Here is a 22,750-nt window from a genome sequence, read left to right on the forward strand (position 1 = left end):
TTCTTCTTTGCGTAGGTGCGGTGCTTGAGAAATGACTCCCAGCGGGCTTCCCAGGACGCGAACTCGCCCATCCACGATGCTGCCTCATCAAGGTCGGCCACGTGCGTCAGGGCCTTGGCCAGGGCCAGCAGTTCCTTGCCCGCTTCCAGTTTCGGGCGCAGCGTCAGATGCGTGCGGATCTTCTGGCGGATATGAAACAGGCACCGCTGGACCTTCGTTTCGGGCCAGTGTTCCCGCAGGGCGCTCTCGAGGCCTTTGTGCCCGTCCAAAATGGCCACGTCCGGTGCCGGGATTTGCTGCAGGAGCGCTGACCAGGATTGGACTGCACTCCCAACGACCTGTTCGAGGTGGACAAGACACCGGTGGAGCAGCCCACAGCCCCAACTCCGGTCGCGGTCGAACCGGCGAAGGCCGTTGGTGGCCGCGGCCGGTCGATGCCGCCGCTATAGGCCCGGTTGATTGCTGATGGGCAAGAGACAATGAGACTGCGCCGGATGGGGAGCACCGGTCGGGTTCATCGGCCGGGAGTACTGCTGTGAGTGCATGCGTCGCATCCGCGAGCAGGCGGCGAAGGCGCCATGCCCGCGCTGCGGCAAGGACCGCGTCTTAGATACAACAACCGGGGCGGTGCACGTTGTGCTCTCGATGCTGCTCGCGGTGCACATCCAAGGCGAAACATGGCCGAAGGCATGGTCCGCTTACCCGAGCCGATTACCCGCCAGTCCATCCCTGGCGCTCAACAGCGTTGTTCTCTGAGCCTTACTGTCGCATCGACATCAACCGTGAGACCTTCAGGGTCGGTAGCGGGATCTCCGACCACGACGACGCCGTAGTCACGCGCCGCCCCGACGATGCTCACATACCCGTTGCGCACGTCGGCGAGAACCCGTTGTTCTTCACGAGTGAAGGGGTCGCCCCATCCGCCGCCCCCGTTTGTCATGCTGCGGAGCACAGATCCGGCTGGCAGGTCCCACATCGGTCGGCTACCGAAGTAGAAGTACTTGCCGTCATTCCCATCCTGCAGTTTGGTGTCCGGGTGGAGGACCCCGGCGATCGGATCGGAGGACGTTAGAGTTTCGGCGCTGTGCGAGAGCAGTTGCTGTCGCTCGGCGATAGAGGCGACTGTCGGCGCGAAGGTCCAGGCTGCTCCGGTTATTCCGGCCTTTCCGCCGTTAACACCGAAACCGCCTGACCCCTTCAACGTCACCGGACACGGAAAATGCGTGCTGTCCGTGAGCCACAGCGAGTCGCGCGACATCGCGCTGCCTCCGCGGTGATATCCAGGACCGCCGGAATCGATGACAGCTTCGTTAGACAGCGCCACGACCGGCACACTCGCCTCGATGGGCTCGAACCCCAGGGACGAAATGTTGGCGAGTATCGAGATGATGTAGTTCTCCCCGTCGCCTACCTCCGACGCCCCCCAGGGGCCCTGTTCTCCTCCGAATGCCCCGACGGTCGACCACTGGCTTCCATCGGGCCGCACGCCGACGGTGTTATGTACATTCCGGCCGAGATCTCCGCCCACCGCCCGATGCCCGAGCGCATCCGCTAGCGCGTTGCTTACGGCACTTAGAAGCGAGGCGGTTGCATAGAAGTACATTGTTACTGCCCCGTCGGGCGGCATGGCAGAAACGATCGAACCAGGAGGGCAAACCACGTCGATGTTGCGCCAATTGCCCGAGGTGAATGCGATGCCCGGGGAGAGGAGCATGCTCAGTCCACACCCGATCGCATTCTTAGCGTCGATAAACGTGCAGTTAATGCCCGTGCGTGCCTGCCGAGAGGTTCCTGACAGGTCCGCCTCAATCTTTGAACCCCGCACGCGCAGCGCTACCTTGATCGCATACGTTTCCGTGTCATCGACGCCGTCGGCGTCGACGACAGACGATCCCGTGTAGTCGCCGTCGGGAAGTTCGGTGATGGCTTCGGCCATCCTCTCCGCGGAAGCATCAGTCGCATATCGAATGGATCCCAGGTACGGTTCGAGACCATAACGGTCGATGATTTCCAGGATCATCCTCTCTCCGAACCCTAACTGCGTTTGTGTCGCAAACAAGTCGGGAAGGATTAATTCTGCCCACCTGGTATTGTCGAACAGCAGCGAGAACGTCTGCCGAACCGCCTTACCTTGCGACCACATCAGCATCGGAGGCAAGACAAGCCCATCTTCGTAAGTGCTTCGCTTTGAAGCGCTGAAGCCCCCGGGCGTGACACCGCCGAAATCGAGCTGGTGCACCTTCATCGCGACGAACGAAACAATCGTGTCGTCAACGAAGATCGGCTTGATGAAGCACAGGTCATTGACGTGGCCGCCGATCCTGTACGGGTCATTGCCGACGAGGACGTCACCTTCACGCAGGTCGTCGTATCCATATTCTTCGACGGTGTTGCGTACAGCCTCCGTCATTGCACCGATGAAGGTAGGCAACCCGTCACTAATGGCACCCATCGCATAGTCGACTTCGCGAGGCCCAACAATTACACAGGAGAAGTCGTATACGAGCGAAACTATCGGGGAGAAGGCCTGCCGTCGGAAAGCCGTCGCCATATTTTGCACGGCATACGTAGATTTTGTGTTCAGAAGGGAGGTAGTGAACCTGTCAGCTCCGTACCTCGCCACGAATTCCTCGTTGGTCAGAGCGCGGAGGGATGTCTCGTGCACGGTGCCAGACGGCTGCTCATTGGTGATGGTCACTTCTGTTCTCCTCTCGACGCCGCGGACGTGATGACGAGCTCACCGTGGAGCCCGACATCGACGCGCTGACCAGCCGTGATGTGGGTAGTGGATAGCTTTTCGGACACGATCGCCGGACCCTCAATACGGTCCCCAGCGCACAGATCGAGCCGGTTGTACACAGGCACCTGAACAGGCGTGTCCGTAATGAGCTGGATTGTGGTATTCCGCACGGGGCTCAACGGCTGGGCACCACGAGCCGGAAGCTGGGGGTACTCGACCTTCTCGGATGCCACGGTTGCCTGGATCCGATACGTCACACCTTCAACAGGGAAGGCTTCGAACCTGCTGCCGGTCCGCGCGAAATAGGTATCGTGAAAGTTTCGAATAATCGCTGCTATGGCATCTGCATCGACCAACCCGTCCGGAACCTCGATGAACGGCATGTCGAACTCTTGGCCCGCTAGTCGCGCATCGAGCGACCGGACGATGGTGACCTCGCGATCGGTGTCGAGGGATTCCAGAAGAGCCTGCTCCATGTCGGCGTAGATGGCATCGATCTTCGCGGCGTTCTCAGGCACGAGGAACGTGTAAGCGCCACGGTTGCTCGTGTAGACCTGCTCTGCTGCCAGGAGCCCGAGCGCGGAGAACAATCCGGGGTGCGGGGGCACGATCACGGACTTGGCGTGCACGAGGTCCAGGGTTGCCGGAAGCAACATCGGACCAGCCGCGCCGTACGCCATAAGAGAGTACTCGCGTGGGTCGATGCCGTTCTTGATGGCAACGTTCGTCATCGCCTCCGCGAGGTTATGGAGACCGAGTTCGTACGCGTAGCGAACTCGCTCCTGATACGTGAAGTCAGTGTCCAGTGCCTCGAACGCTTCCCGCGACTTGTCGATATCGAGAGCAATCCTGCCGTCGGCAAACCAAGCGGGTTCGATGATGCCGGCCAATAGGCATGTGTCCGTCGTCGTCGGCTGAGTTCCGCCCTTGCCATAGCACGCGGGGCCAGGCGTTGAACCAGCGCTGTCCGGCCCAACCTGCAGCTCGCCCGACGATCCAATCTGAACGATGCTGCCGCCGCCGGCGCCGACGGAGGTGACATCGTTGGCCAAGGCACTGACGACGAGGTCATGCTCCAACTCAAACGTCGTGCTCAAATACGGGGCGCCGTTTGTCACCAGCGAAATGTCGCATGACGTACCGCCGACATCGGAACACAGCAGATCCTGCTCACCGATCATTCGGCCAAAATCGGCACTCGCGACTGTCCCTGCAGCCGGACCAGCGAATACGATCCGGAACGGTTGGATCAGAGCTCTGTCCGCTGGAACAAGTGTCGCCGCGCAATCGGCGAAATTGAGCGCGCCGTTAAATCCCGCGTTACTCAGGCCACTCTCTAGGTTTTCGATGTAGTCCGAAAAAAGAATCTTCATACAAGCATCGATCGTCGTCGTCGAAGCCCGCGCGTATTCGTGCGCGATAGGCGAGACCTCGCTCGAGATGGACACAGGAATGTCACCCAGAATTTCACGCACGAGCTCACGGAGCCGTAGCTCATGCGTGTCATTCACGTAGGAGTTCATCAGGGTGATAGCCACGCCTTCAACATTGCATTTGGCGAGCACATTGATCTCGGCACGCGCCTGATCTTCGTCCAGTTCGAACAGCACCGAGCCGTCTGCTTTGATCCGCTCGTGAATGGTCCGGCGCAGGTAACGCTCAACCAGAGGACGGCGCGCATCTCCGAACTCACGACGCCAGTTCGGGTCCAGCAGCGCCTTCATGGGGCGGAAGACCGAGCCGTGGTCGAGTGTGTCGCGGTGCCCTACGGTTGCCAGCACGCCGATCTTCGGTAGCTTCCGGGTGATAACAGCATTCAGACCATGCGTACTCGCGTGATTGAATATCGTGCCATTCTCCAGCCCGAGCTCTTTTGCGCCGCCCACTACCGCGTCGTAGATAGCCGAGTAATCGGTCGACACTTTCACGGTCCGAATATCCGACCCCGAAACAGCAACCACATCTGTAAACGTCCCGCCGACGTCCACTGAGAACATCATCGAAGCGCCTCCACTCGGTCAGCGAAAAATTCAAGTGGCCCAAACATGGTCCACCTCTCACGATCGACCTCGGCCAAGCACTCCTGGCATCGGGTTGTGAGGAACCAGCCGCCCTCCGAAGTCACCGGATAGCGACGGATATCTGTGCTTTGACAGTGTGAACAAACCGCCGCGACAGGTTCACGAGCTTGCTCCACAGTCAAACTCGACGGCCTCGGATAATGCACCATTGCACGGCTCCTCTCTATTCAGTGCTTCTTTGAAGCTTGGTAAATGCTCTTGTCACGCGAATTCGGCGGACTTCCGACGCCAATCGGTGGATTCCTTCACGACTGGGTTGAAGGCCCGGGGAGTGAGTCGTACGTGGAGACGCAACGCGCGCGACTACAAGGAGTGATTGTCAATTACCGACCACCCTCCACGCCGACAATGACACACGCCATCACCGCCGGCGCAGTGGAGACATTCCGCCAGGCGTGGCGGGTTCCGCGTTGGACCAGACAGTCGCCGCGGGTCAGCAACTCGCGCCTTCCGCCGTCGAGCTCGAGCTCAATCTCGCCGTCAACGACGAAGATGTAGTCGATGGTGTTCGACGTATGGAATGCCGCATCACCCGCTGTCTCGTGCGTAGCCGCAACCCCTAAAGCGTCGCCAGAGGACTCGTCCGGGCGGTCGACTACATCAGTAACCGACGAATCAGGAGGAATGGAAAAGACCGAGAAACGCGTTCCCCCTGGACCCGGAAAATTAGTGCCCGCCACTGGTTCTGCTGGGTCCTGGAAGACCGGGACACCGTCCGATGTACCCCAGACCTGCCACGAGATTCCCGTCCGTTCCTTGCTCCCATCCCCTACGGGAGTTCGTACGAATGCGGGCTCTATGAGGTCGGTCGACCGAAAGCGGGAGATACCCGCATCGTCTACCTCGGTCACCACTGCCTTGACTTTTCGAATTACGTCAGCGTTTTCCAGAAGAATTCTCTTTCGTTCGTACTTCGTGCGGTGGGGCCTTGAAACAGAGCTATTTATTCCATGAGATTTACTCTGCTTCTCATCAGTGTCTTCATCCCCGTTGATCAGACTCACGATGGGCCTTACTGCCCGAGTAGCTTCTTCCATCGCTGCTGGAATGCTTTGGCCTCGTCGGTCGTGATCTGCGGGATCTCTTCCAGCGTGACTCCATTGGTTTGAATCAGCCCGGACACACCCTCGCGAACGGCGTACATGCCTTTGGCAATAATCGTCTGACCGGCCTCGCCCAGGAGCCAGTTCACGTACACCTGCGCTGCATTCGGGTGCTTGCCCGCCTTCAACACCACCACCTCGTTGCGAATGCTCCCGGCGTTCGGGTAGACCTTGTAGTCGACCGGCGCACCGGTCGCCTTGACCGACGCCACGTTCCCCGCGGGCACGGGCATCGTCGCGGAGATCTCCCCTGCGGCCATCGCCGCGATTTGTGGGTTTGAGCCAGGATAGCTGCGCGGCGCGCCCTTTGAGGTCAGCTTGTCAAGGAACGCCGAACCACCGGTCTGGGGCTTTTCCGTCGTTTGGAGTACCGAGGCCACGGTCGGACCGATCGAGGGGTCTGTCACCCCCAGATGCGACGGGTCCACGTTCAAGAGGTCCTGCCAGGAGTTGATGCCCTGCGGCATCAACTTCGTGTTCCACGCCCACGCATAGACGGCGCTGCCCATCGTTACGACGTACGGGGTGCGCTGATTCTTCGCTCGATCGACCTTTGGATCACCCAGCGCCGGAACGGTGAGCGGCAGCAAAGCCCCCTTATTCGCGTATGCATCGAAAGTCGGATGATCCAGGATGTCGACAACGTCCGCACCCACGTTCCCAGCGGCGAGCTCGGCGTCGACTCGCGCTGTGATATCTGCCGGGGTCGAGCGAACATAGGTCAACTTGATATTCGGGTAATCCTTCTGGAATGCCGCCGGGAGCGGATCGGACATGCTCGGGCTGAGCAGCCCGTAGATGGTCAGCTCGCCCTCCTTGTTGGCGGCGTCCACTACCTTCGACCATTCCGCCTGGTCCATGATCTTGTTCGACACGTCAGCCGGGTTCGCGCCCGAATTGCTCGTTGAAGAACCGGCTCCTGCTGATGCGCATCCTGTCAGCGCGAGTAGCCCTCCCGCGACAAGCAGGCATCCATGCGCCATTACGGCCCTGGTCTTTTTCACAGCTATTGCCTCCATCCACAATGGACTCGAATCCACGTCTTCGGGAATCCGGCCTCCCCCAGTAGGCAAAATCAACGTATAGGACGGCTGGATACGATTGCAAGGAAACTCAATTTCTTTCTGGAAAAAAGATAACGACGATGTCGGGCAGATCGTCCGGGGCGGGTGGAACTTGTGCAAGAGGCAGCCGCGAGCGATCCTCGCCTGATGGCCCTCCTATCGGTTCGGTGTTAGGTCTGGCAATGGAGCCGATGACATGCCCGCCAGACGCCTACAACAGCGGCACGGACTCATCCGGCTGCAGCCCGGAGACAGTCATACGGCAGCGTGGAAAATCTACGCCCTTTAGCGCCGATGGCATCATGAATTTCCGAAGAACCAAGGGTCCAGCATCAGACTGGGCGGGAACCAGCGGATCAAACGCCACTACTGGCGGTTTGTGGCCATACCCAGCAGACAAAGCCGAAGCAGAAGACAAACTACAGGCCGGCTATGGCACGGCACCGTCGACATCACCGTTCCTGAACAAGGCAAGCTATGGATGTTCGTGGAACTAGGTGAACGGAAACTGTTCGATATCGAAGAACACAACATCAGCAGAATGGACTAGAGGGACGTGCTCATGGCCTACACCTCAACCTGACGTCAGGCGAGCAGCCCAGCCAATATCAGAATATTGCCCATTGGCGAGTTTCCAGACAGAGCGCTCAAGAGGTTATAGAACTCATCCTGACATCGCACGGTGCAGGAGGCTTGAGCGGCCGATAAATCGATTGGTCAGCGCGCCCACCTGGATTTGGGAGTGCCCTTAGTAAGGAACGTCATTGTGGGCATCTGCGCTGGCCAGGCAACTCTGCTAGACGGGAATCAGCCGGGAAGCCGTCCATCAGCCACCACCGCCCAGCCAAAGGTTGAGGTGAGCCGCTCCACCAAGCTCCAACAAAACAACCACTTGTAATACAAGTAAGCAACTTATATCCTAAGACTGTGGGCGAAGGAGCCCAGCCCCGCCTTTAGGAGAATCCATGAGCAGCGTCGATCTGATCCGGCACGTCAAACTGTCCACCGCCCGCCTCCCCCTCGCTGTCCCCATCAGCGATGCCAAAGTCTTCACAGGCCGGCAGAAGCCCATGACTGAGGTGGTTTTCCTCTTCGCCGAGATCACCACCGAACTGGGGCACACCGGCGTCGGCTTCAGCTACTCAAAGCGCGCCGGCGGCCCCGCCCAGTACGCCCACGCCAAGGAAGTGGCGGAGGGCATCATCGGCGAGGACCCCAACGACATCGCCAAGATCTACACCAAGCTGCTCTGGGCCGGTGCCTCGGTGGGCCGCTCCGGCGTCGCTACCCAGGCCCTCGCCGCCATCGACATCGCCCTCTACGACCTCAAAGCCAAGCGCGCGGGCCTGTCCCTGGCCAAATTCCTCGGCTCCCACCGCGACTCCGTCCAGACGTACAACACCTCCGGCGGCTTCCTCAATGCAAGCCTCGAAGAGGTGAAGGCCCGCGCCACGCAGTCCCTCGAAGAAGGCATCGGGGGCATCAAGATCAAGGTGGGCCTCCCGGACAGCAAGGAAGACCTGCGCCGCGTGGCCGGCATCCGCGAACACATCGGCTGGGACGTCCCGCTCATGGTGGACGCCAACCAGCAGTGGGACCGCGCCACCGCCCTGCGCATGGGCCGCCAGCTCGAGGAATTCAACCTCATCTGGATCGAAGAACCCCTGGACGCCTACGACTTCGAAGGCCACGCCCACCTGGCCAACGTCCTGGACACCCCCATCGCCACGGGTGAAATGCTCGCTTCGGTGGCCGAACACAAGGGCCTCATCAACGCCAACGGCTGCGACATCATCCAGCCCGACGCACCCCGTGTGGGCGGCATCACCCAGTTCCTCCGCCTCGCCGCCCTTGCCGACGAGCGCGGCCTGGGCCTCGCCCCGCACTTCGCCATGGAAATCCACCTCCACCTCGCCGCCGCGTACCCGCGTGAGCCCTGGGTGGAGCACTTCGACTGGCTGGACCCGCTGTTCAACGAGCGCCTCGAAACCAAGAACGGCCGGATGATCGTGCCGGACCGCCCCGGCCTTGGCGTCACCCTCAGCGGCCAGGCACGCGCCTGGACCACCGAGTCCGTGGAGTTCGGCGCCTAACCCCGAGGCCGTAATCTTGAAGCCATGAGCCGGAACCTCACCGCGGACCTCGCCGCTGACCTTCGCACCCGCATCGTCGACGGCGTCATCCAGCCAGGCGAGAAACTGCCCAGCGAGAACACCCTCATCAGCGACTTCGGCGTCAGCCGCACCGTGGTCCGCGCGGCGCTGACCCGGCTCCAGGCCGAGGGACTTGTGGAAACCGAACGGGGGCGCGGCAGCTTCGCCCTCACCCCGCCGTCGGACGGGCCCCAGGCAGCACCCGGGTCCCGTCCGGTGGCCACCATGGAGGACCGCCTCCACCTGCTCGAGTTCCGCATGGGCGTGGAAACCGAGGCCGCCGCACTTGCCGCCCGCAACCACACCGAGCGGCAACTCCGCGCCGTGACCACTGCACTTGAGGAGTTCACAGCCAGTGCCGGCCACCCGGCCCACGCCATGAAGTCCGATTTCGAGTTCCACCGCGCCGTGGCGGCCGCCTCCGGAAACCCCTATTACTCCGACTGCCTCGCTGCCCTGGGCCAGACGATGATCGCGATGCCGCGCACCCGCTTGATGACCGGCGTCGAGCATTACGCCCGCGACCACTTCGACCAGGTGGTCCAGGAGCACCGCTCCATCTCGGATGCCATCGCCGACGGCGACGAGGCTGCCGCGGCCGCTGCCATGCGCAGCCACCTCGCCAACTCACGACGACGGTTCAAGGCTTCCGCGCGCCCGTAGCCTCGCGCGCCCCGGCAAGGCGGAACCGGTCAGCCCGCCGCCTCCGCCAGCGGTTCGATCAGGTCCAGGAGCCTCAGGACTGCCGGGTTGTCCGTCTCCTCGTTCCACGCCAGTTCCAGATCCACCCGGTTCAGCTCCTGCATCCCGTGCCGGCCGTCGATCTCGCGGAACTCCACCCCCGGTGGCGCAAAAGCCATGGCCGACGCCGGCACCAGCGTCACCCCCAGCCCGGCCTGCACAAAGGCCAGGAGCGCGGGGACCTGGCTGGCGTACTGGGTGATGTTGGCATGGGCACCCGCGCTGGCGAACAGCCGGAGCACCAGATCGTGGAAGTAGCGCGCCTCCTTGGTGGAATACATCAGCAGGGGCCGCCGGTCCAGTGATCCCAACGGCAACGGCTCCCCCACGGGCGGCGCAGCGCTGCCCAGGAGCAGACTGCCCTCCGGCAGCGCCACCACCAGCCGGTCCTGCATGAGCGGCCTGGACACCACACCCGGCCGCGCCACGATGGGCCGCAGTAATCCGATGTCAACGTTTCCCTTCACCAGCCCGTCCATCTGGTCCGTGGAAACCAGCTCCCGCAGCACAAAGGACACCCCTGGCATCCCCTCAGCCGCACGCCGTAGCATCATGGGCAGAGCACTCTGCCCCGCGATGGCCGTGTAGCCCACCGTAATGGTGCCGGCCTGGCCCGAGGAGACCCGCCGGACATCCATGTCCGTTTTGATGCACATGTCCAGGATCTGCCGCGCCCGCGGCAACAGCATGGCCCCGGCCGCCGTCAGTTCCACCTTCCTGCTGGTCCTGCTGAACAGCAGTGTCCCCAGCTTCTTTTCAAGCATTTGGATCTGCCGGCTCAGCGGCGGCTGCGTCATGTTCAGCCGCTCGGCAGCAGCCCCGAAGTGGAGCTCTTCGGCCACAGCCACAAACGCCTCTAACTGGGGTAACGAGAACATTCATACCTTTTCTGGATGGTTGAGTGCAGAAGTTGGCTTGGACGTGTATTGATTGCTTCCCATATCGTCAGTGACCAGGAGCACATATGCAAGTCAATCCGGCACCCGAGTCAATGAGGACCTTGATGAACCACGCGCCCCCAGCACAGCTGCAAGCCCACCTCAACCAGGCCAGGATCACCGGCGTCACCATCACGCCTGTGGCCTTCAAGGACCCGCCCCTGCTCAACACCGTGGGCGTCCACGAACCGTTCGCCCTTCGCGCCATCGTGGAGGTTCACACGGACGCCGGCGTCTCGGGCTTTGGCGAAACCTACGGCGACACCGGGCACATCGCCCGCCTCAAGCTCGCCGCCAATTCCCTGCCCGGCACGGACATCTTCAACATCAACAGCATGCGCCTTGCCATTAATCACGCCCTCCGCCAGGACACCATCCAGGGCGGCCACGGCATGAGCGGCATGGTGACCGGCTCCAGCACGGGAGACCGTGTCCTGTCCGCGTTCGACGTCGCTGCCTTGGACATTCAGGGCAAGCTGCTGGGCAGGCCCATCAGTGACCTGCTCGGCGGCGCGGTCCGCGAGGCCATCCAGTTCAGCGGCTACCTCTTCTACAAATGGGCAGCCCACCCCGGCCAGGCCGGCGACCCCTGGGGCGAGGCCCTGGACCCCGCCGGCATCGTCCGGCAGGCACGGACTATGGTGGACCGCTACGGCTTCGGCGCGCTCAAGCTCAAGGCCGGCGTCTTCCCGCCCGAGGAGGAGATCGCCGCCATCCAGGCCCTCCGCGGGGAATTCCCGGACCTGCCCCTGCGCATCGATCCCAACGCGGCCTGGACAGTCGAGACCTCCATCCGTGTGGGCAAGGAACTGGACGGAGTGCTGGAGTACCTGGAAGATCCGACGCCGGGCATCGACGGCATGGCGGCAGTGCGACGCGAGGTGGCCATACCTTTGGCTACCAACATGTGTGTGGTCAGCTTCGCGGATGTTGCACCCGCTGTGGCTGCCGGAGCCGTGGACGTCATCCTGTCCGACCACCACTTCTGGGGCGGCCTGCGCCGCAGCCAGTTCCTCGCCGGCATCACCGAAACATTCGGCCTGGGCCTGTCCATGCACTCAAACTCGCACCTGGGCATCAGCCTGGCCGCGATGGTCCATCTCGCGGCAGCCACCCCCACCCTCGATTACGCCTGCGATACGCACTGGCCCTGGAAAGACCCGGCCGAGGACGTCATCAAGCACGGGGCCCTGAAATTCATGGACGGTGCAGTCGAGGTCCCCAACGGGCCGGGGCTCGGTATTGAGGTGGACCGCGATGCCCTGGAACGCCTGCACCGCCAGTACCTGGACTGCGGCATCCGCAGCCGGGACGACACCGGCTACATGCAGCGGATCAACTCCTCCTACCAGCTCCAGAGCCCGCGCTGGTGAGCACTGCTCCTGCGGGCGCCATGGAGCCATTGCGGATTGTGGTCACCGATCCCATCATCAGCAGGTTACAAGACGTATTAACGCACGACGGCGGCGCTCACCGCTGGGACATGGCGGCGGCCTGGAGCCCGGAACGGAAGCGTGACGCACTGGAGCGGGCCGACGTCGTGGTCTGTTCTTCCCTGGCACCAGCGGAAGCCGAGGCTGCCGCGAAGCTCCGCCTGGTCCACGTCACCGGCGCCGGGTACGACAAAATCGCCCTGGACCACCTGGCACCGCAGGCCGCGGTTGCCAACACCTTCCACCACGCCCGGCCCATCGCCGAGCACGTCCTGATGGTCACGCTGATGCTCTCGCGCAACGTGGTGAGGGCGGACCGGGACGTGCGCAGCGGCCAATGGCACACCATTGCCACGGCCGGGGACGTGCCGTTCCATCCCATCCTCGCGGACCTGACGCTTGGCCTGGTGGGACTCGGTTCCATCGGCGCGGAAGTGGCGCGGGTGGCCACAGCGATGGGGATGGAAGTGCGTGCTGTCCGGCGAAACCCGTCCGCCCCCCTCCCCGAAGGAGTGCAGCTGGCCTGGGTGGGCGCGAACCCGGATTTGCACCAGCTTCTGGCCAGCTCCGACGTTGTGGTGGTGACGGTCCCGCTGGATGAAGACACCAGGGGCATGATCGGGGCAACCGAGTTCGCTGCCATGAAGCCGACCGCGCTGCTGATAAACGTGGCACGTGGCCCCGTGGTGGACCAGGCTGCGCTGTTCGAGGCCTTAAAGGGACAGCGGATCGCGGGCGCGGGGATTGACGTTTGGTGGGGTGCCCCCGCGGACGGCATCATCCCGCCCGCCGAACTGCCCTTCGCCTCGTTGGCGAACACCGTGCTCACGCCCCACCATTCCGGCCACGCCCGGATCACCTTTGAACGCCGCGCCCAGGACATCGCGGCCAACATCCGGCGGCTGGCCCGCGGTGAAGAACTCCGGAACGTGGTGCGTGCGCCTGTTGCGGTGGGCTGACCTTCGGGACCGGCTGGCTACCCGGACAAAACCAGCTGAAGCACCAGCAGCACACTTCCCAGCGCCGAGGCACCAAACGCCAGCCCTTTGAGCCTGCCCGGAGTGAGGAAGCGGTTCACGTACCGTGACGCCACATAACCTGCGACAACCGCCGGGACCATCCACAGCGCCAGGGCCAGCATGTCCGGCGTGACCGCACCGGCCAGCCACAGCATCGTCATCGAAATGGCCGAGCCCACCATAAAGAAGGCACTCATGGTGCCGCGCAGGCGTGGCCCCTCGTGCCCTTGCCAGACGAGCGCCATGGGCGGGCCGCCGATGGAAGTGGCCGTGCCCATGATGCCCGAAGCTGCCCCGGCCGCCACCAAGGTTCTGCGGCGGGGCCGGGGAGCCCATCCCCTCACGGCCAGGACCAGGCCCATCAGCACCACAATCACCACTACCCAGGCCAGACCCTCCCGGGATGACGCTGCCACCAGCCACGCCCCAAGGAAGCTGCCGGGGATCCTGCCGGCCAAGGCCCAGCCGGTCCCGCGCAGGTCCAGGCTTTGCCGCTCCGTCACGGTCACCATCACCGTCACCAGCAGCGCCAGGAGGATCAGGGTGGCCGGCAGCAGCGCCGGGTCGATGATCGCGATCACCGGCGCTGCCAGCATGCCCATGCCAAAACCGCTGGAGGCCTGGAGGCAGGCCGCCAGGAAGACCACTCCCGCGATCACGGCATATTCGGGACCAGTCACAAGGCGCCCGTCACCTGTCGCCTGTCACGGGGCACTGGCGGTGACGGCCGCGCCCGCCAGGCCTTTGAGGGAATCGAGCGGGAAGTGGCATTCAGCGCTGTGCCGCCTGCCATCCGGCGCGGTCAGGACCTGAGGTTCCGGGGCCACTTGGGCACAAATGTCCTGCGCCTTCCAGCACCGGGTGCGGAAGCGGCAGCCCGACGGCGGATCCAGCGGCGAGGGCAGCTCGCCCTTCAGGACAATCCGGTCACGCTTGGCACCGGTGACGTCCAGCTTCGGGGATGCGGACATCAGCGCAGCAGTGTACGGGTGGCGGGGATGGTCGAAGACCTCCTCCGTCTCCCCCGTTTCAATAATCCTGCCGAGGTACATCACCGCCACCCGGTCCGCCACATGCCGGACCACGGTCAAGTCGTGGGAGATAAAGATGTAGGAAACCCCGAGTTCGCGCTGCAGCTCGTTGAGCAGGTTCAGGACCTGCGCCTGGACTGAAAGATCCAGTGCGGACACCGGCTCATCGAGGATGATGGCGTCCGGGTTCAGCGCCAAGGCGCGGGCGATGCCAATCCGCTGGCGTTGGCCGCCAGAGAACTCCTGCGGCGACTTCCGGCCGTCCGACGCGCGCAGTCCCACCATCTCCAACAGCTCACGGACCCGCTCGTCCCGTTCCTTCGACGTCGGATAGAGGCTGCGGTGCGTGGCCCACGGCTCGGCGATGATGTCCCCCGCGCTCATCCGGGCATTAAGCGAGGCGAACGGGTCTTGGAAGACCATCTGCACCCTGCGCCGCCAGCCCAGCAGTTCCTTGCCGCGCAGCCCGAACGGGTTGGTCCCCTCAAAGCTGACGGTCCCTTCATCCGGTGTCTCCAGCATCATCAGGGTCCGGGCCAGGGTGGACTTGCCGCAACCGGATTCGCCCACCAGGCCCAGGGTCTCACCGCGGCCCACCGTCAGGCTGATCCCGTCCAGGGCCTTGAGTTTTGTGTTGCCGCTGGCGCTTTTGGCCACGTGGAACGTTTTGGTCAGGCCGTCAATGCTCAGAAGCGGTTCAGCCATTGGTGATCTCCTCGCTGAAGTGGCAGGCTGCGGTGCGGACCGGCCGTCCCTCCGCGCTGATGGTGCGGTCCGCCGGGGTGGTTCCCATTCCGCCGTCGTCCGCTTCCAGCACGTTGGTTCCGGCCGGATCAGCCGTACGACGCCGGCCTGCCGGGCGGAGCGCGGGGCGTTCAGCCCGGCAGATGTCCTGGACCAGGGGGCAGCGCGACTGGTACACGCAGCCGGCGGGAATGTCGTGAAGCTCCGGCGGGCTGCCGGGGATGGACTTGAGATGGGCCCCGCGTTCCAGGTGGACGGGAACGGACTCCAGCAATCCCTTGGTGTAGGGATGCCGGGGGTCGGCAAAGACCTCGGCCACGGGCCCGCTCTCCACCACGTTGCCGGCATACATCACCGCCACGGAGTCCGCTTCCTCCGCCACCACCGCAAGATCGTGGGTGATGAGGATGACGGCCATCTGGCCTTCCTCGCGGAGCGTGCGCAGCAGCTGCATAATCTGGGCCTGGACCGTGACGTCCAGTGCGGTGGTGGGCTCGTCGGCGATCAGCAGGCGCGGGTTGAGGGCCACCGCCATGGCGATGAGGATCCGCTGGCGCATACCGCCGGAGAACTGGTGCGGATAGGAGTTGACCCGTGACTCCGGTTCAGGGATGCCCACCCGCTTCATCAGGTCGATCGCTTCAAGCCGGGCCTGCTTCGCGTTCAGGCCCCGGTGGATGCGGAAGGCCTCCCCGAGCTGTGTTCCGACTGTATATACAGGGTTCAACGCGGTGAGGGCGTCCTGGAACACAATGCCCAGTTCCGGTCCGGCGAACTTCAGCCTCTCCTTCGGGCTCAGCGCAGCAAGGTCGGTGCCGTTGAGGACTATCTGCCCGTCGGCGAGGTCGCACACCGGGTCCATGATTCCGGCCAGGGCCTTGGCGGTCATCGACTTGCCGCACCCTGATTCACCGAGCAGTGCCAGGGTTTCCCCGGCCCGTGCTTCAAACGCCACGCTGTTCACGGCGCGGATGGTGCCGCGGTGTGTGCGGATGTCCACCGCGAGGTCCTTCACCTGCAGGACAACATCGTGGGCCTGCGACTGTGTTGCGGGCGTCCCTGCCCGCGGCCTGCTGTTCGGGGGAGCTTGTTCGGCGGCTGTTCTCACGGTTGTGCCTCCTTCGCTGGGATGCGGACGATCAGCCGCTTACGGGGAAGTGCCAGGCGCCAGCGCTGCGCGGGATCTGTTGCGATCCGCAGCCAGGCAGCCAGGACGTTGGCGGCGATGGTGGTCACCACGATGGCGACGCCCGGGAAGATGGACAGCCACCATGCCGTCTGCAGGTACTGCCTGCCTTGCGAGACCATCAGGCCCCAGCTCACGTCCGGCGGCTGGATGCCAATCCCCAGGAAGCTGAGCGAGGATTCGGCCAGCATGACGTAGCAGAACTCCAGGGTGGCCAGGGTCAGCAGGGTGGGCAGCACCACCGGGATGACATGCCGGACGATGATGGCGTTGGGTTTTGCGCCGAAGGTCCGGGCAGCATCCACGAAGGTGCGGCTCTGCAGTTCGGCGGACTCGGCGCGTCCCGTGCGCAGGTAGATAGGGATGCGGGTCAGGGCGAGGATCAGCACGATGTTCGCGGCGGAGGGGCTGAACACGTACAGCACCACCACGGCGAGCAGCAGCGAGGGGAAGCTCATGATCACATCGGCGATGCGCATGGACACGTTTTCCCGCCAGCCCCGGTGGTAACCGGCCCAGACACCCCACAGCGAACCGATCACCAGGGCCACCGCCACAGCCGGTAATGCCACGGACAGCGTGGTGCGGCTCGCCACCACCAGCCGCGCCAGCATGCTGCGGCCCAGCGAGTCACTGCCCAGGAAGTACTCCCAGCCGTGCGCCATGGTGAAGGGGGCCTTGTTGGCAAACAGCAGGTTCTGTTTGGTGGCCAGGTCACCCATCAGGGCCGGGCCCACCAGCGCCGTCAGGCCCACGGCCACCAGGACCAGCGCGGACGCGGCAGCAAAACGGTCCTTGAGCAGGAGGCGGAACAGGCCCGGATTCCCGCCCTTGCCGGCCGCCGTGTTTTTGGTCGGAGGTTGCTGTGCGTCCGGCTGTGGCACCGCGGCGCTGTCAGTCATTGAAGTCGTCATGGGTCCTCCTAGGCTTTGACCGTCACGGGACGGACGCGTGCGTCCAGCAGCGCGTAGCCCATGTCAATGAGGATGTTCAGGGCAAAGATGGCGACAGCGGTGAGCAGCACCGCTGCCTGCAGGACGGCGAAGTCCCGCTGCAGGATCGAATCGATCATGAGCTTGCCAATGCCGGGCCAGCCGAAGATGGTCTCCACCACTACGGCGCCGTTCACCAGGCCAACCGTCAGGTCACCGGCCACCGTCAATGCCGGTGCGGCGGCGTTGCGCAGTGCGTGGTGGGTGACCACCCGCAGGTCACCGGCGCCGCGGCTCCGGGCCAGCTTGATGTAGGGCTCGGACAGTGCGGACACCATGGAGCCGCGGACAATCTGCACCAGCACACCGAACGGGCGCAGGAGCAGGGTGGCGATCGGAAGCACCCAGGCGCTGGCTCCCGACACACCGGATGTCGGCAGCCAGCCCAGGGTGATGGCAAAAACCCAGATGCCCACAATGGCCAGCCAGAAATCCGGGATGGAAGCGGCAGCCATGGAGATGAAACTTGAGATCCGGTCCGCAACGCCATTCGGCTTCAAGGCTGCCCAGCAGCCCACCACCAGGGCGAGCAGTACCGCCAGCACCATGGTGGTTGCGGCGAGCTGGAGCGTGGCCGGGAAAGCCCGCAACGCCATGGCGGCAGCATCCTGCCCGGTCCGCAGCGACTGTCCGAAGTCGAGCCGGAGCACCCCGCCGAAGTAGTCTGCCATCTGCACCAGCAGCGGCTGGTCCAGGCCATTGCGGGCCGTGAAGTCGTCCCGCATCTGCTGGGTTGCGTTCAGTGGCAGGTACAGGCTGGCCGGGTTACCGGTCATCCTGGCCAGCGCGAACACGCCCACGATCACCACCACCAGCGGCAGTGCGCTGGAAACAATGCGCTTTCTCAAGTAGATCAGCATGGTTGTCCTTCCCTCCCGGTGGCGGGACCTAGTTCGCCGGCGTCATTTCCGAAATGCGCAGTTCATCGCCGCTGGACGAGTTGGGCTTGTAGGTCAGGGACTTGGCCAGGCCAAGGATGCCGGTCTGGTGCGAGATGTGTGCGAACTGGACCACCTTGTCGTTCTGGTAGGCGAAGATCTCCTCAAACGCCTTCTTGCGGTCCTCCCCGGAGGCAGCATCGGCCTTCTTGATCATGGCGTCGAACTCGGGTGTGCCAAAGTAGCTCTGGGCGCCGGTGGAGAGCATGTACTGGTCAACGGTGAACGCTGCGTCACCGGCCTGGTTGCCGTGCTGGGTCATCAGGGCAACCGCTCCCTCATCCTCCGCGAACGGACGGACCTGGTAGGTCAGGTGCTGGCTGGTTTCGAGCATCTTGAGCTTGACGTTCAAACCGGCCTGGCTGAGTTGCTCCTGGAGTACCTGGGCCAGTTCCGTGATCTTGGGGAACTGGGCACTGCGGACAACCAGCGAGATCTGCTTTGACGTGTCCACGCCGTCGGCCTTTGCCTCGGCGACGAGGGACTTGGCTTTCTCCAGGTCGAACGGCCATCCGGACAGGCTCGAGTTGTGGCCCACAATGCCTTCCGGAACCAGCTGCGCCGCCACCTGGTGCTTGCCCTGGTAGAGGGAGTTGACGATGCCTTCCTTGTCGATGGCGAAGTTGACCGCCTGGCGGATCCGGATGTCGTTAAGCGGCGCCTCATTCGCGTCCATCCGCAGGGCAACGGTCTCGTTATTCGGGTAGTCCACGCCGAGGTCGCCGATGTTGTCGTCCGGGCTCAGCCCCATGGCCACATCGGCTTCCCCACTGGTGACCATCGCGGCACGCACGGAGCTCTCCGAGCGCCACTGGTACTCGGCTTTGGCGTAGGCCGGTTTGTCTCCCCAGTAGCCATCCCAGCTGGAGAGCGTGATTTTCTGTCCGGCGTCCCAGGAGTCGATCTTGTACGGGCCGGTGCCTACCGGCTGGCGAACCTTCTCCGTGGTGCTCGTGGACGTCGGCACCACTTCGAGGAAGGAGAGCCGCAGGGGCAGGATGGGGTCCGGTTCGGCAGTAGTCACGGTCAGCGTGGTGGCATCCACGGCCTTGACGGCCAGTTCGTCATCGCCGAAGACGTACCCCTCGACATTGCAGCCAAGCTTCGAGTTGACGGCCCGGTCGATGGTGAAGGCGGCTGCCTCGGCGTTGAAGGGAGTACCGTCCTGGAACGTGACGCCCTCACGAAGCTTCAGCGTCCATTCCGTATCGGACGTGGCCTTCCATTCGGTAGCAAGCTTGGGTTCGAGCCCGCCCGTGGTGGGGTTGCGTTCGATCAGCGGCTCGGTCACGTTCGAGCGCACCACAACACCCGTGGACGTCAGGTTCGATTCACAGGCTTCGAGGGTGGGCGGTTCCTGGCTGAGGACCACGCGGACCGTATCAGCGGCGGCAGCACCGCCGTCGTCCGAGTTTGCAACGGTGCAGCCGCTCAATCCCAGTACCGCGACGGATGCCAGGGCAGGCCACTTAAGCGCTCTGGCGATGGGAAGCTTTGAAGAAGACATCTTTGGGTTCCTCCAGGTTCGATACGTACGGCAGCGGGACGCTCCTGCACCGCCGGGCAACGCCGGATAACAGGGCCTTAGGGTCCGCCACGCTGGACTCAAGCTAATTGAGCTCCTGGGGGTCCACAAGGAAATTGGCCGTCCCTCCGCCCGAGGGGACGCGCCGGAAATCCGCTTTTATGCGCTGTGATCAGGACCACTCGCTACGGAATTCCGCGCCATGGCGGCGAAGCAGCGCGATCAATACAGTTCAGGCATCGATCCATGCCAATTCCAAGTTGGACCTGTATGAGTCACGAAACCTAGGGTGCAGCTATGAAGAACAACGCCGTCCTCCAGGTAGGGCCACTGATGCCGATCGTCCAAGACACCATTGCCGGGGACTACGGGGCGGTCCGCCTGCCCGATTCCGCCCAGGCGCGGGACGAATTCCTGCGCGAACACGGCGCGTCCTTCGATATTGCAGTGACGTCCGGCAAATTCGGCGTGGGGACGGAGCTGATGCGCGCCCTGCCGAACCTGCGCGCAGTCATCAACTTCGGCGTCGGCTATGACACCACTGATGCGGCCCAGGCACTCGAACGCGGCATCACCGTCAGCAACACCCCGGATGTGCTCAACGACTGCGTGGCTGACACTGCTATTGCGCTCTACCTTGACGTGCTGCGGGGAATCAGTTCCGCAGACCGCTTCGTGCGCCGCGGCGACTGGCTGAACAAGGGCAACTATCCGCTCGCCACGAAGGCCAGCGGCAAGCGCGTGGGCATCCTGGGGCTGGGCCGGATTGGGCGTGTCATTGCCCGTCGCCTTGAGGCGTTCGACTGCGGGATCAGCTACCACAGCCGCCACCCGGTAACGGAGGTCAGCTACCGGTACGCCGCCTCCCCGCAGGAGCTCGCAGCCGGCTGCGACGTCCTGATAGTGGCCGCGGCCGGCGGACCAGATTCGGAAAAGCTTGTGGACGCGGACACTATTGCTGCACTTGGCCCGAAGGGATACCTGATTAACATCGCTCGAGGGTCAGTGGTGGATGAGGACGCCCTTGTTTCAGCCTTGCTGGCGGGCCGGCTCGCCGGCGCCGGGCTGGACGTGTTCGCCGAGGAGCCCAAGGTCCCCGAAGACCTCCTGGCACTGGACAACGTGGTACTCCTGCCCCACCTTGGCAGCGGAACCCACGAAACCCGGGCCGCCATGGCGGAGTTGACCCTTGCCAACCTGCGCTCCTTCGTGGACAACGGGACGGTCCTCACGCCCGTGCATGCCTGATCCGATCCCGCGTCCCGGCAAGGCGAAACCTAACCTTGTTCGCAAATCCGAACCCTCAAGGCCAGGATTCGCGAACATGCCCAGGATCCGCGGCCGGAGGTTAAACAGAAGAGCCCCGGTCCTAAGACCGGGGCTCTTCATTTGCGTGCGCGAGGGGGGATTTGAACCCCCACGCCCTTTCGGACACTGGCACCTGAAGCCAGCGCGTCTGCCGTTCCGCCACTCGCGCGCAACTTCCTTCACTGAATTCCGGCCGGTTTCCCTGATCCGCAACCCTGTAAAAGCAGCGAGATCAAGCATAACGGACATTGCAGGGAAAATACCAATTGGGCTCCGGAACGGCCGTGGAGGCCCGCAAATAGGGACCAGAAAGGCCGCGCCGCAGAGCTGAAACCAAGGCCGCCGCGGCACCAAAAGCAACAGCAGACCGAACTTTTGGCGGCGCCCGGCCGTTGTGAATTAGGGTCATTCACAGGCCTGCCCAGTAGTATCGGATGTAGGAGTGGCTGCTGCCTGTGGGCACACCGGAGGCCTGGCAACACCACTGCAAGTGAACTTACGGAACGAAAACTGCCCCGCAGCCGGGGGGAAAGGAGAAGAACCATGGGTCTGCTGGACAAGGTGGAACGCGGCATCGAAAAAGCCGTCCGGGGCGTCTTCTCCACCGGCTCGCGCGCCCAGGTGGAACCCGTGGAGATCGCCAGCCGGCTCCGGCGCGAAGTGGACCACAAATCCCTCACCGTTGCCGCCGGCCGCACTCTGGTGCCCAACGTTTTTGACGTCCAGCTCAGCGATGAGGACTTCAAGCGCGCCCAGGAATGGGGCACGGCCCTGGCCGAGGAACTGTGCGACGTCGTCATCAACCACGTCCGCAGCCAGGGGTACATCCTGCAGGGCCCGGTACGGATTTCCTTCCGGCGCGAGTCCGAACTGCGGCCCGGGGACTTCGAGATCGTTTCCACAACAGAGAAGTCCGGTTCCGCGCCTGCCCGTCCCAACGTGCCGGCCGCTCCCAACCGCCGGCCAGTCCGCCTGCAGCCTGTCCTGGACATTGACGGCCAGCGGTACTCACTGAACGCACCGTCGATCGTGCTGGGCCGGTCTTCAGAAGCTGACATCCACATCGAGGACACCGGAGTTTCACGGCGCCACCTCGAAATCCGGACCCTCGACGGCGTCACCAGCGCCGTGGACATGGGCTCCACCAATGGCAGCTATGTCAACGGACACAAAGTTTCCGGAAGCACCGAACTGACCGACGGCTCCACCATCACGATGGGACGGACAAAGATCATCTTCCGCCTGCTCCCCGCCAGCCCGGGTGGCTCCGCATGAGCGAACTGACCATCACCGCCCTGAGGTTCGGCTTCCTGCTGCTGCTGTGGGTGCTGATCTTCAGCATCGTTTCTGCCATGCGCCGCGACCTCATGGTGGGCCGCAAAGCTGCCGCCGGGGCCCCCACCGCCCGCCAGGTCCGCAAGAACCCGGATTTGGCCGAGGCTCCGCCGCAGCCAGTGAAACAGCATGCCAGGCAGCTGGTAGTGGTTGAAGGCCCCCTCAAGGGATCAACCCTTCCCCTCGCCGCAAGCCCCATTCTCCTGGGCCGCGCCCAGGAGGCCACCCTGGTCCTGGAGGACGACTACGCCTCCGGCCGCCACGCCAGGCTCTTTCCCCAGGGCAGCCGCTGGTTCATTGAAGACCTCGGCTCCACCAACGGCACCTACCTGGGCGATCAGCAACTGACCCGCGCCCTGCCCGTTGAACCTGGTGTTCCCGTGAGAATCGGCAAGACGGTCATCGAATTGAGGCCATAG

At 63.6% G+C, this 22,750-nt stretch carries 19 protein-coding genes, 1 tRNA gene and 1 pseudogene; 8 read left to right on the forward strand and 13 right to left on the reverse strand.

What is annotated here, in order from left to right; genetic code table 11:
* From BMX78_RS22740 to BMX78_RS10815, 5 genes are all read right to left on the reverse strand, one after another.
* Positions 1 to 278 (reverse strand): transposase (locus tag BMX78_RS22740; protein ID WP_139204914.1); only part of this gene is annotated, 278 nt, incomplete at its 3' end.
* A gap of 458 nt (positions 279 to 736) precedes the next feature.
* Positions 737 to 2,698 (reverse strand): hydantoinase B/oxoprolinase family protein, encoded by a 1,962-nt coding sequence (locus tag BMX78_RS10800; RefSeq protein WP_091419322.1) that lies wholly within the window; start codon positions 2,696 to 2,698, stop codon positions 737 to 739.
* Entirely contained in the window at positions 2,695 to 4,740 is a 2,046-nt protein-coding gene (locus BMX78_RS10805; protein ID WP_211482568.1) for a hydantoinase/oxoprolinase family protein, read from the reverse strand. Before BMX78_RS10805 ends, BMX78_RS10800 begins: the two co-directional genes overlap by 4 nt.
* A gap of 404 nt (positions 4,741 to 5,144) precedes the next feature.
* The gene (locus BMX78_RS10810) at positions 5,145 to 5,825 is read right to left on the reverse strand and encodes a cupin domain-containing protein (protein ID WP_211482569.1); all 681 of its coding nucleotides are present in this window, start codon (positions 5,823 to 5,825) and stop codon (positions 5,145 to 5,147) included.
* Between the two features lie 8 nt (positions 5,826 to 5,833).
* On the reverse strand, positions 5,834 to 6,799 hold the full coding sequence (locus tag BMX78_RS10815) for an ABC transporter substrate-binding protein (protein ID WP_211482570.1): 966 nt from the start codon (positions 6,797 to 6,799) through the stop codon (positions 5,834 to 5,836).
* A 359-nt stretch (positions 6,800 to 7,158) separates the two neighbouring features.
* Between BMX78_RS10815 and BMX78_RS23420 the strand changes: the two are divergent.
* The 3 genes and pseudogenes from BMX78_RS23420 to BMX78_RS10825 all read left to right on the forward strand — a co-directional run.
* Positions 7,159 to 7,277 (forward strand): annotated as a pseudogene (locus BMX78_RS23420) (aldose 1-epimerase family protein); the annotation flags it as partial.
* Positions 7,278 to 7,953: 676 nt separating this feature from the next.
* Positions 7,954 to 9,081, forward strand: a complete 1,128-nt coding sequence (locus BMX78_RS10820; RefSeq protein ID WP_091419327.1) for an L-talarate/galactarate dehydratase — start codon at positions 7,954 to 7,956, stop codon at positions 9,079 to 9,081.
* 24 nt (positions 9,082 to 9,105) lie between these two features.
* The gene (locus BMX78_RS10825; protein WP_091419329.1) at positions 9,106 to 9,804 is read left to right on the forward strand and encodes a FadR/GntR family transcriptional regulator; all 699 of its coding nucleotides are present in this window, start codon (positions 9,106 to 9,108) and stop codon (positions 9,802 to 9,804) included.
* A gap of 29 nt (positions 9,805 to 9,833) precedes the next feature.
* Here the strand turns inward: BMX78_RS10825 and BMX78_RS10830 are convergent, their stop codons facing one another.
* A complete protein-coding gene (locus BMX78_RS10830; RefSeq protein WP_091419330.1) occupies positions 9,834 to 10,760 on the reverse strand; it encodes a LysR family transcriptional regulator in 927 nt (308 codons plus the stop codon).
* Positions 10,761 to 10,885: 125 nt separating this feature from the next.
* On the opposite strand from BMX78_RS10830, the gene BMX78_RS10835 reads away from it, so the two are divergent.
* Together BMX78_RS10835 and BMX78_RS10840 are read left to right on the forward strand one after the other, a co-directional pair.
* The gene (locus tag BMX78_RS10835; protein ID WP_091419624.1) at positions 10,886 to 12,193 is read left to right on the forward strand and encodes a glucarate dehydratase family protein; all 1,308 of its coding nucleotides are present in this window, start codon (positions 10,886 to 10,888) and stop codon (positions 12,191 to 12,193) included.
* Positions 12,190 to 13,212 (forward strand): 2-hydroxyacid dehydrogenase, encoded by a 1,023-nt coding sequence (locus tag BMX78_RS10840; RefSeq protein WP_286138906.1) that lies wholly within the window; start codon positions 12,190 to 12,192, stop codon positions 13,210 to 13,212. Before BMX78_RS10835 ends, BMX78_RS10840 begins: the two co-directional genes overlap by 4 nt.
* A 17-nt stretch (positions 13,213 to 13,229) precedes the next feature.
* On the opposite strand, the gene BMX78_RS10845 is transcribed toward BMX78_RS10840, so the two are convergent.
* The 6 genes from BMX78_RS10845 to BMX78_RS10870 are packed head-to-tail and all read right to left on the reverse strand — an operon-like array spanning position 13,230 to position 19,670.
* A complete protein-coding gene (locus tag BMX78_RS10845; RefSeq protein ID WP_091419332.1) occupies positions 13,230 to 13,952 on the reverse strand; it encodes a sulfite exporter TauE/SafE family protein in 723 nt (240 codons plus the stop codon).
* A 24-nt stretch (positions 13,953 to 13,976) separates the two neighbouring features.
* A complete protein-coding gene (locus tag BMX78_RS10850; RefSeq protein ID WP_091419333.1) occupies positions 13,977 to 15,008 on the reverse strand; it encodes an ABC transporter ATP-binding protein in 1,032 nt (343 codons plus the stop codon).
* Positions 15,001 to 16,155 carry an ABC transporter ATP-binding protein gene (locus tag BMX78_RS10855; protein WP_091419335.1) on the reverse strand — a complete coding sequence of 385 codons (1,155 nt, stop codon included), beginning with the start codon at positions 16,153 to 16,155 and terminating at the stop codon, positions 15,001 to 15,003. Before BMX78_RS10855 ends, BMX78_RS10850 begins: the two co-directional genes overlap by 8 nt.
* A complete protein-coding gene (locus tag BMX78_RS10860) occupies positions 16,152 to 17,147 on the reverse strand; it encodes an ABC transporter permease (RefSeq protein WP_091419336.1) in 996 nt (331 codons plus the stop codon). The genes BMX78_RS10855 and BMX78_RS10860 overlap by 4 nt, the downstream gene beginning before the upstream one ends.
* 8 nt (positions 17,148 to 17,155) lie before the next feature.
* Positions 17,156 to 18,085 carry an ABC transporter permease gene (locus BMX78_RS10865; protein ID WP_091419338.1) on the reverse strand — a complete coding sequence of 310 codons (930 nt, stop codon included), beginning with the start codon at positions 18,083 to 18,085 and terminating at the stop codon, positions 17,156 to 17,158.
* 28 nt (positions 18,086 to 18,113) lie between these two features.
* Positions 18,114 to 19,670 (reverse strand): ABC transporter substrate-binding protein, encoded by a 1,557-nt coding sequence (locus tag BMX78_RS10870; RefSeq protein ID WP_091419339.1) that lies wholly within the window; start codon positions 19,668 to 19,670, stop codon positions 18,114 to 18,116.
* Positions 19,671 to 19,985: 315 nt separating this feature from the next.
* Here BMX78_RS10870 and BMX78_RS10875 point away from each other — a divergent pair, with 315 nt between their 5' ends.
* Positions 19,986 to 20,936, forward strand: coding sequence for a 2-hydroxyacid dehydrogenase (locus BMX78_RS10875; protein WP_091419341.1), 951 nt, complete (start codon positions 19,986 to 19,988; stop codon positions 20,934 to 20,936).
* A 146-nt stretch (positions 20,937 to 21,082) separates the two neighbouring features.
* On the opposite strand, the gene BMX78_RS10880 is transcribed toward BMX78_RS10875, so the two are convergent.
* Positions 21,083 to 21,165: transfer RNA gene (locus BMX78_RS10880), tRNA-Leu, on the reverse strand.
* Positions 21,166 to 21,539: 374 nt separating this feature from the next.
* Here BMX78_RS10880 and BMX78_RS10885 point away from each other — a divergent pair.
* Both BMX78_RS10885 and BMX78_RS10890 read left to right on the forward strand, forming a co-directional pair.
* Positions 21,540 to 22,271: an FHA domain-containing protein gene (locus tag BMX78_RS10885; RefSeq protein ID WP_091419342.1), complete on the forward strand. Its 732-nt coding sequence runs from the start codon at positions 21,540 to 21,542 to the stop codon at positions 22,269 to 22,271.
* A complete protein-coding gene (locus tag BMX78_RS10890; protein ID WP_091419344.1) occupies positions 22,268 to 22,750 on the forward strand; it encodes an FHA domain-containing protein FhaB/FipA in 483 nt (160 codons plus the stop codon). The genes BMX78_RS10885 and BMX78_RS10890 overlap by 4 nt, the downstream gene beginning before the upstream one ends.

The organism is Arthrobacter sp. OV608 (genome assembly GCA_900110595.1).
Classification (GTDB): Bacteria; Actinomycetota; Actinomycetes; order Actinomycetales; family Micrococcaceae; genus Arthrobacter.

Excerpts from the sequence above, each read along its gene's own strand:
- BMX78_RS10890 (WP_091419344.1), top strand. The coding sequence starts at position 22,268 with ATGAGCGAACTGACCATCACCGCCCTGAGGTTCGGCTTCCTGCTGCTG.
- BMX78_RS10820 (WP_091419327.1), top strand. The coding sequence starts at position 7,954 with ATGAGCAGCGTCGATCTGATCCGGCACGTCAAACTGTCCACCGCCCGC.
- BMX78_RS10860 (WP_091419336.1), bottom strand. The coding sequence starts at position 17,147 with ATGACGACTTCAATGACTGACAGCGCCGCGGTGCCACAGCCGGACGCA.
- BMX78_RS10830 (WP_091419330.1), bottom strand. The coding sequence starts at position 10,760 with ATGTTCTCGTTACCCCAGTTAGAGGCGTTTGTGGCTGTGGCCGAAGAG.
- BMX78_RS10875 (WP_091419341.1), top strand. The coding sequence starts at position 19,986 with ATGAAGAACAACGCCGTCCTCCAGGTAGGGCCACTGATGCCGATCGTC.
- BMX78_RS10885 (WP_091419342.1), top strand. The coding sequence starts at position 21,540 with ATGGGTCTGCTGGACAAGGTGGAACGCGGCATCGAAAAAGCCGTCCGG.
- BMX78_RS10850 (WP_091419333.1), bottom strand. The coding sequence starts at position 15,008 with ATGGCTGAACCGCTTCTGAGCATTGACGGCCTGACCAAAACGTTCCAC.
- BMX78_RS10835 (WP_091419624.1), top strand. The coding sequence starts at position 10,886 with ATGAACCACGCGCCCCCAGCACAGCTGCAAGCCCACCTCAACCAGGCC.
- BMX78_RS10870 (WP_091419339.1), bottom strand. The coding sequence starts at position 19,670 with ATGTCTTCTTCAAAGCTTCCCATCGCCAGAGCGCTTAAGTGGCCTGCC.
- BMX78_RS10825 (WP_091419329.1), top strand. The coding sequence starts at position 9,106 with ATGAGCCGGAACCTCACCGCGGACCTCGCCGCTGACCTTCGCACCCGC.
- BMX78_RS10865 (WP_091419338.1), bottom strand. The coding sequence starts at position 18,085 with ATGCTGATCTACTTGAGAAAGCGCATTGTTTCCAGCGCACTGCCGCTG.
- BMX78_RS10805 (WP_211482568.1), bottom strand. The coding sequence starts at position 4,740 with ATGATGTTCTCAGTGGACGTCGGCGGGACGTTTACAGATGTGGTTGCT.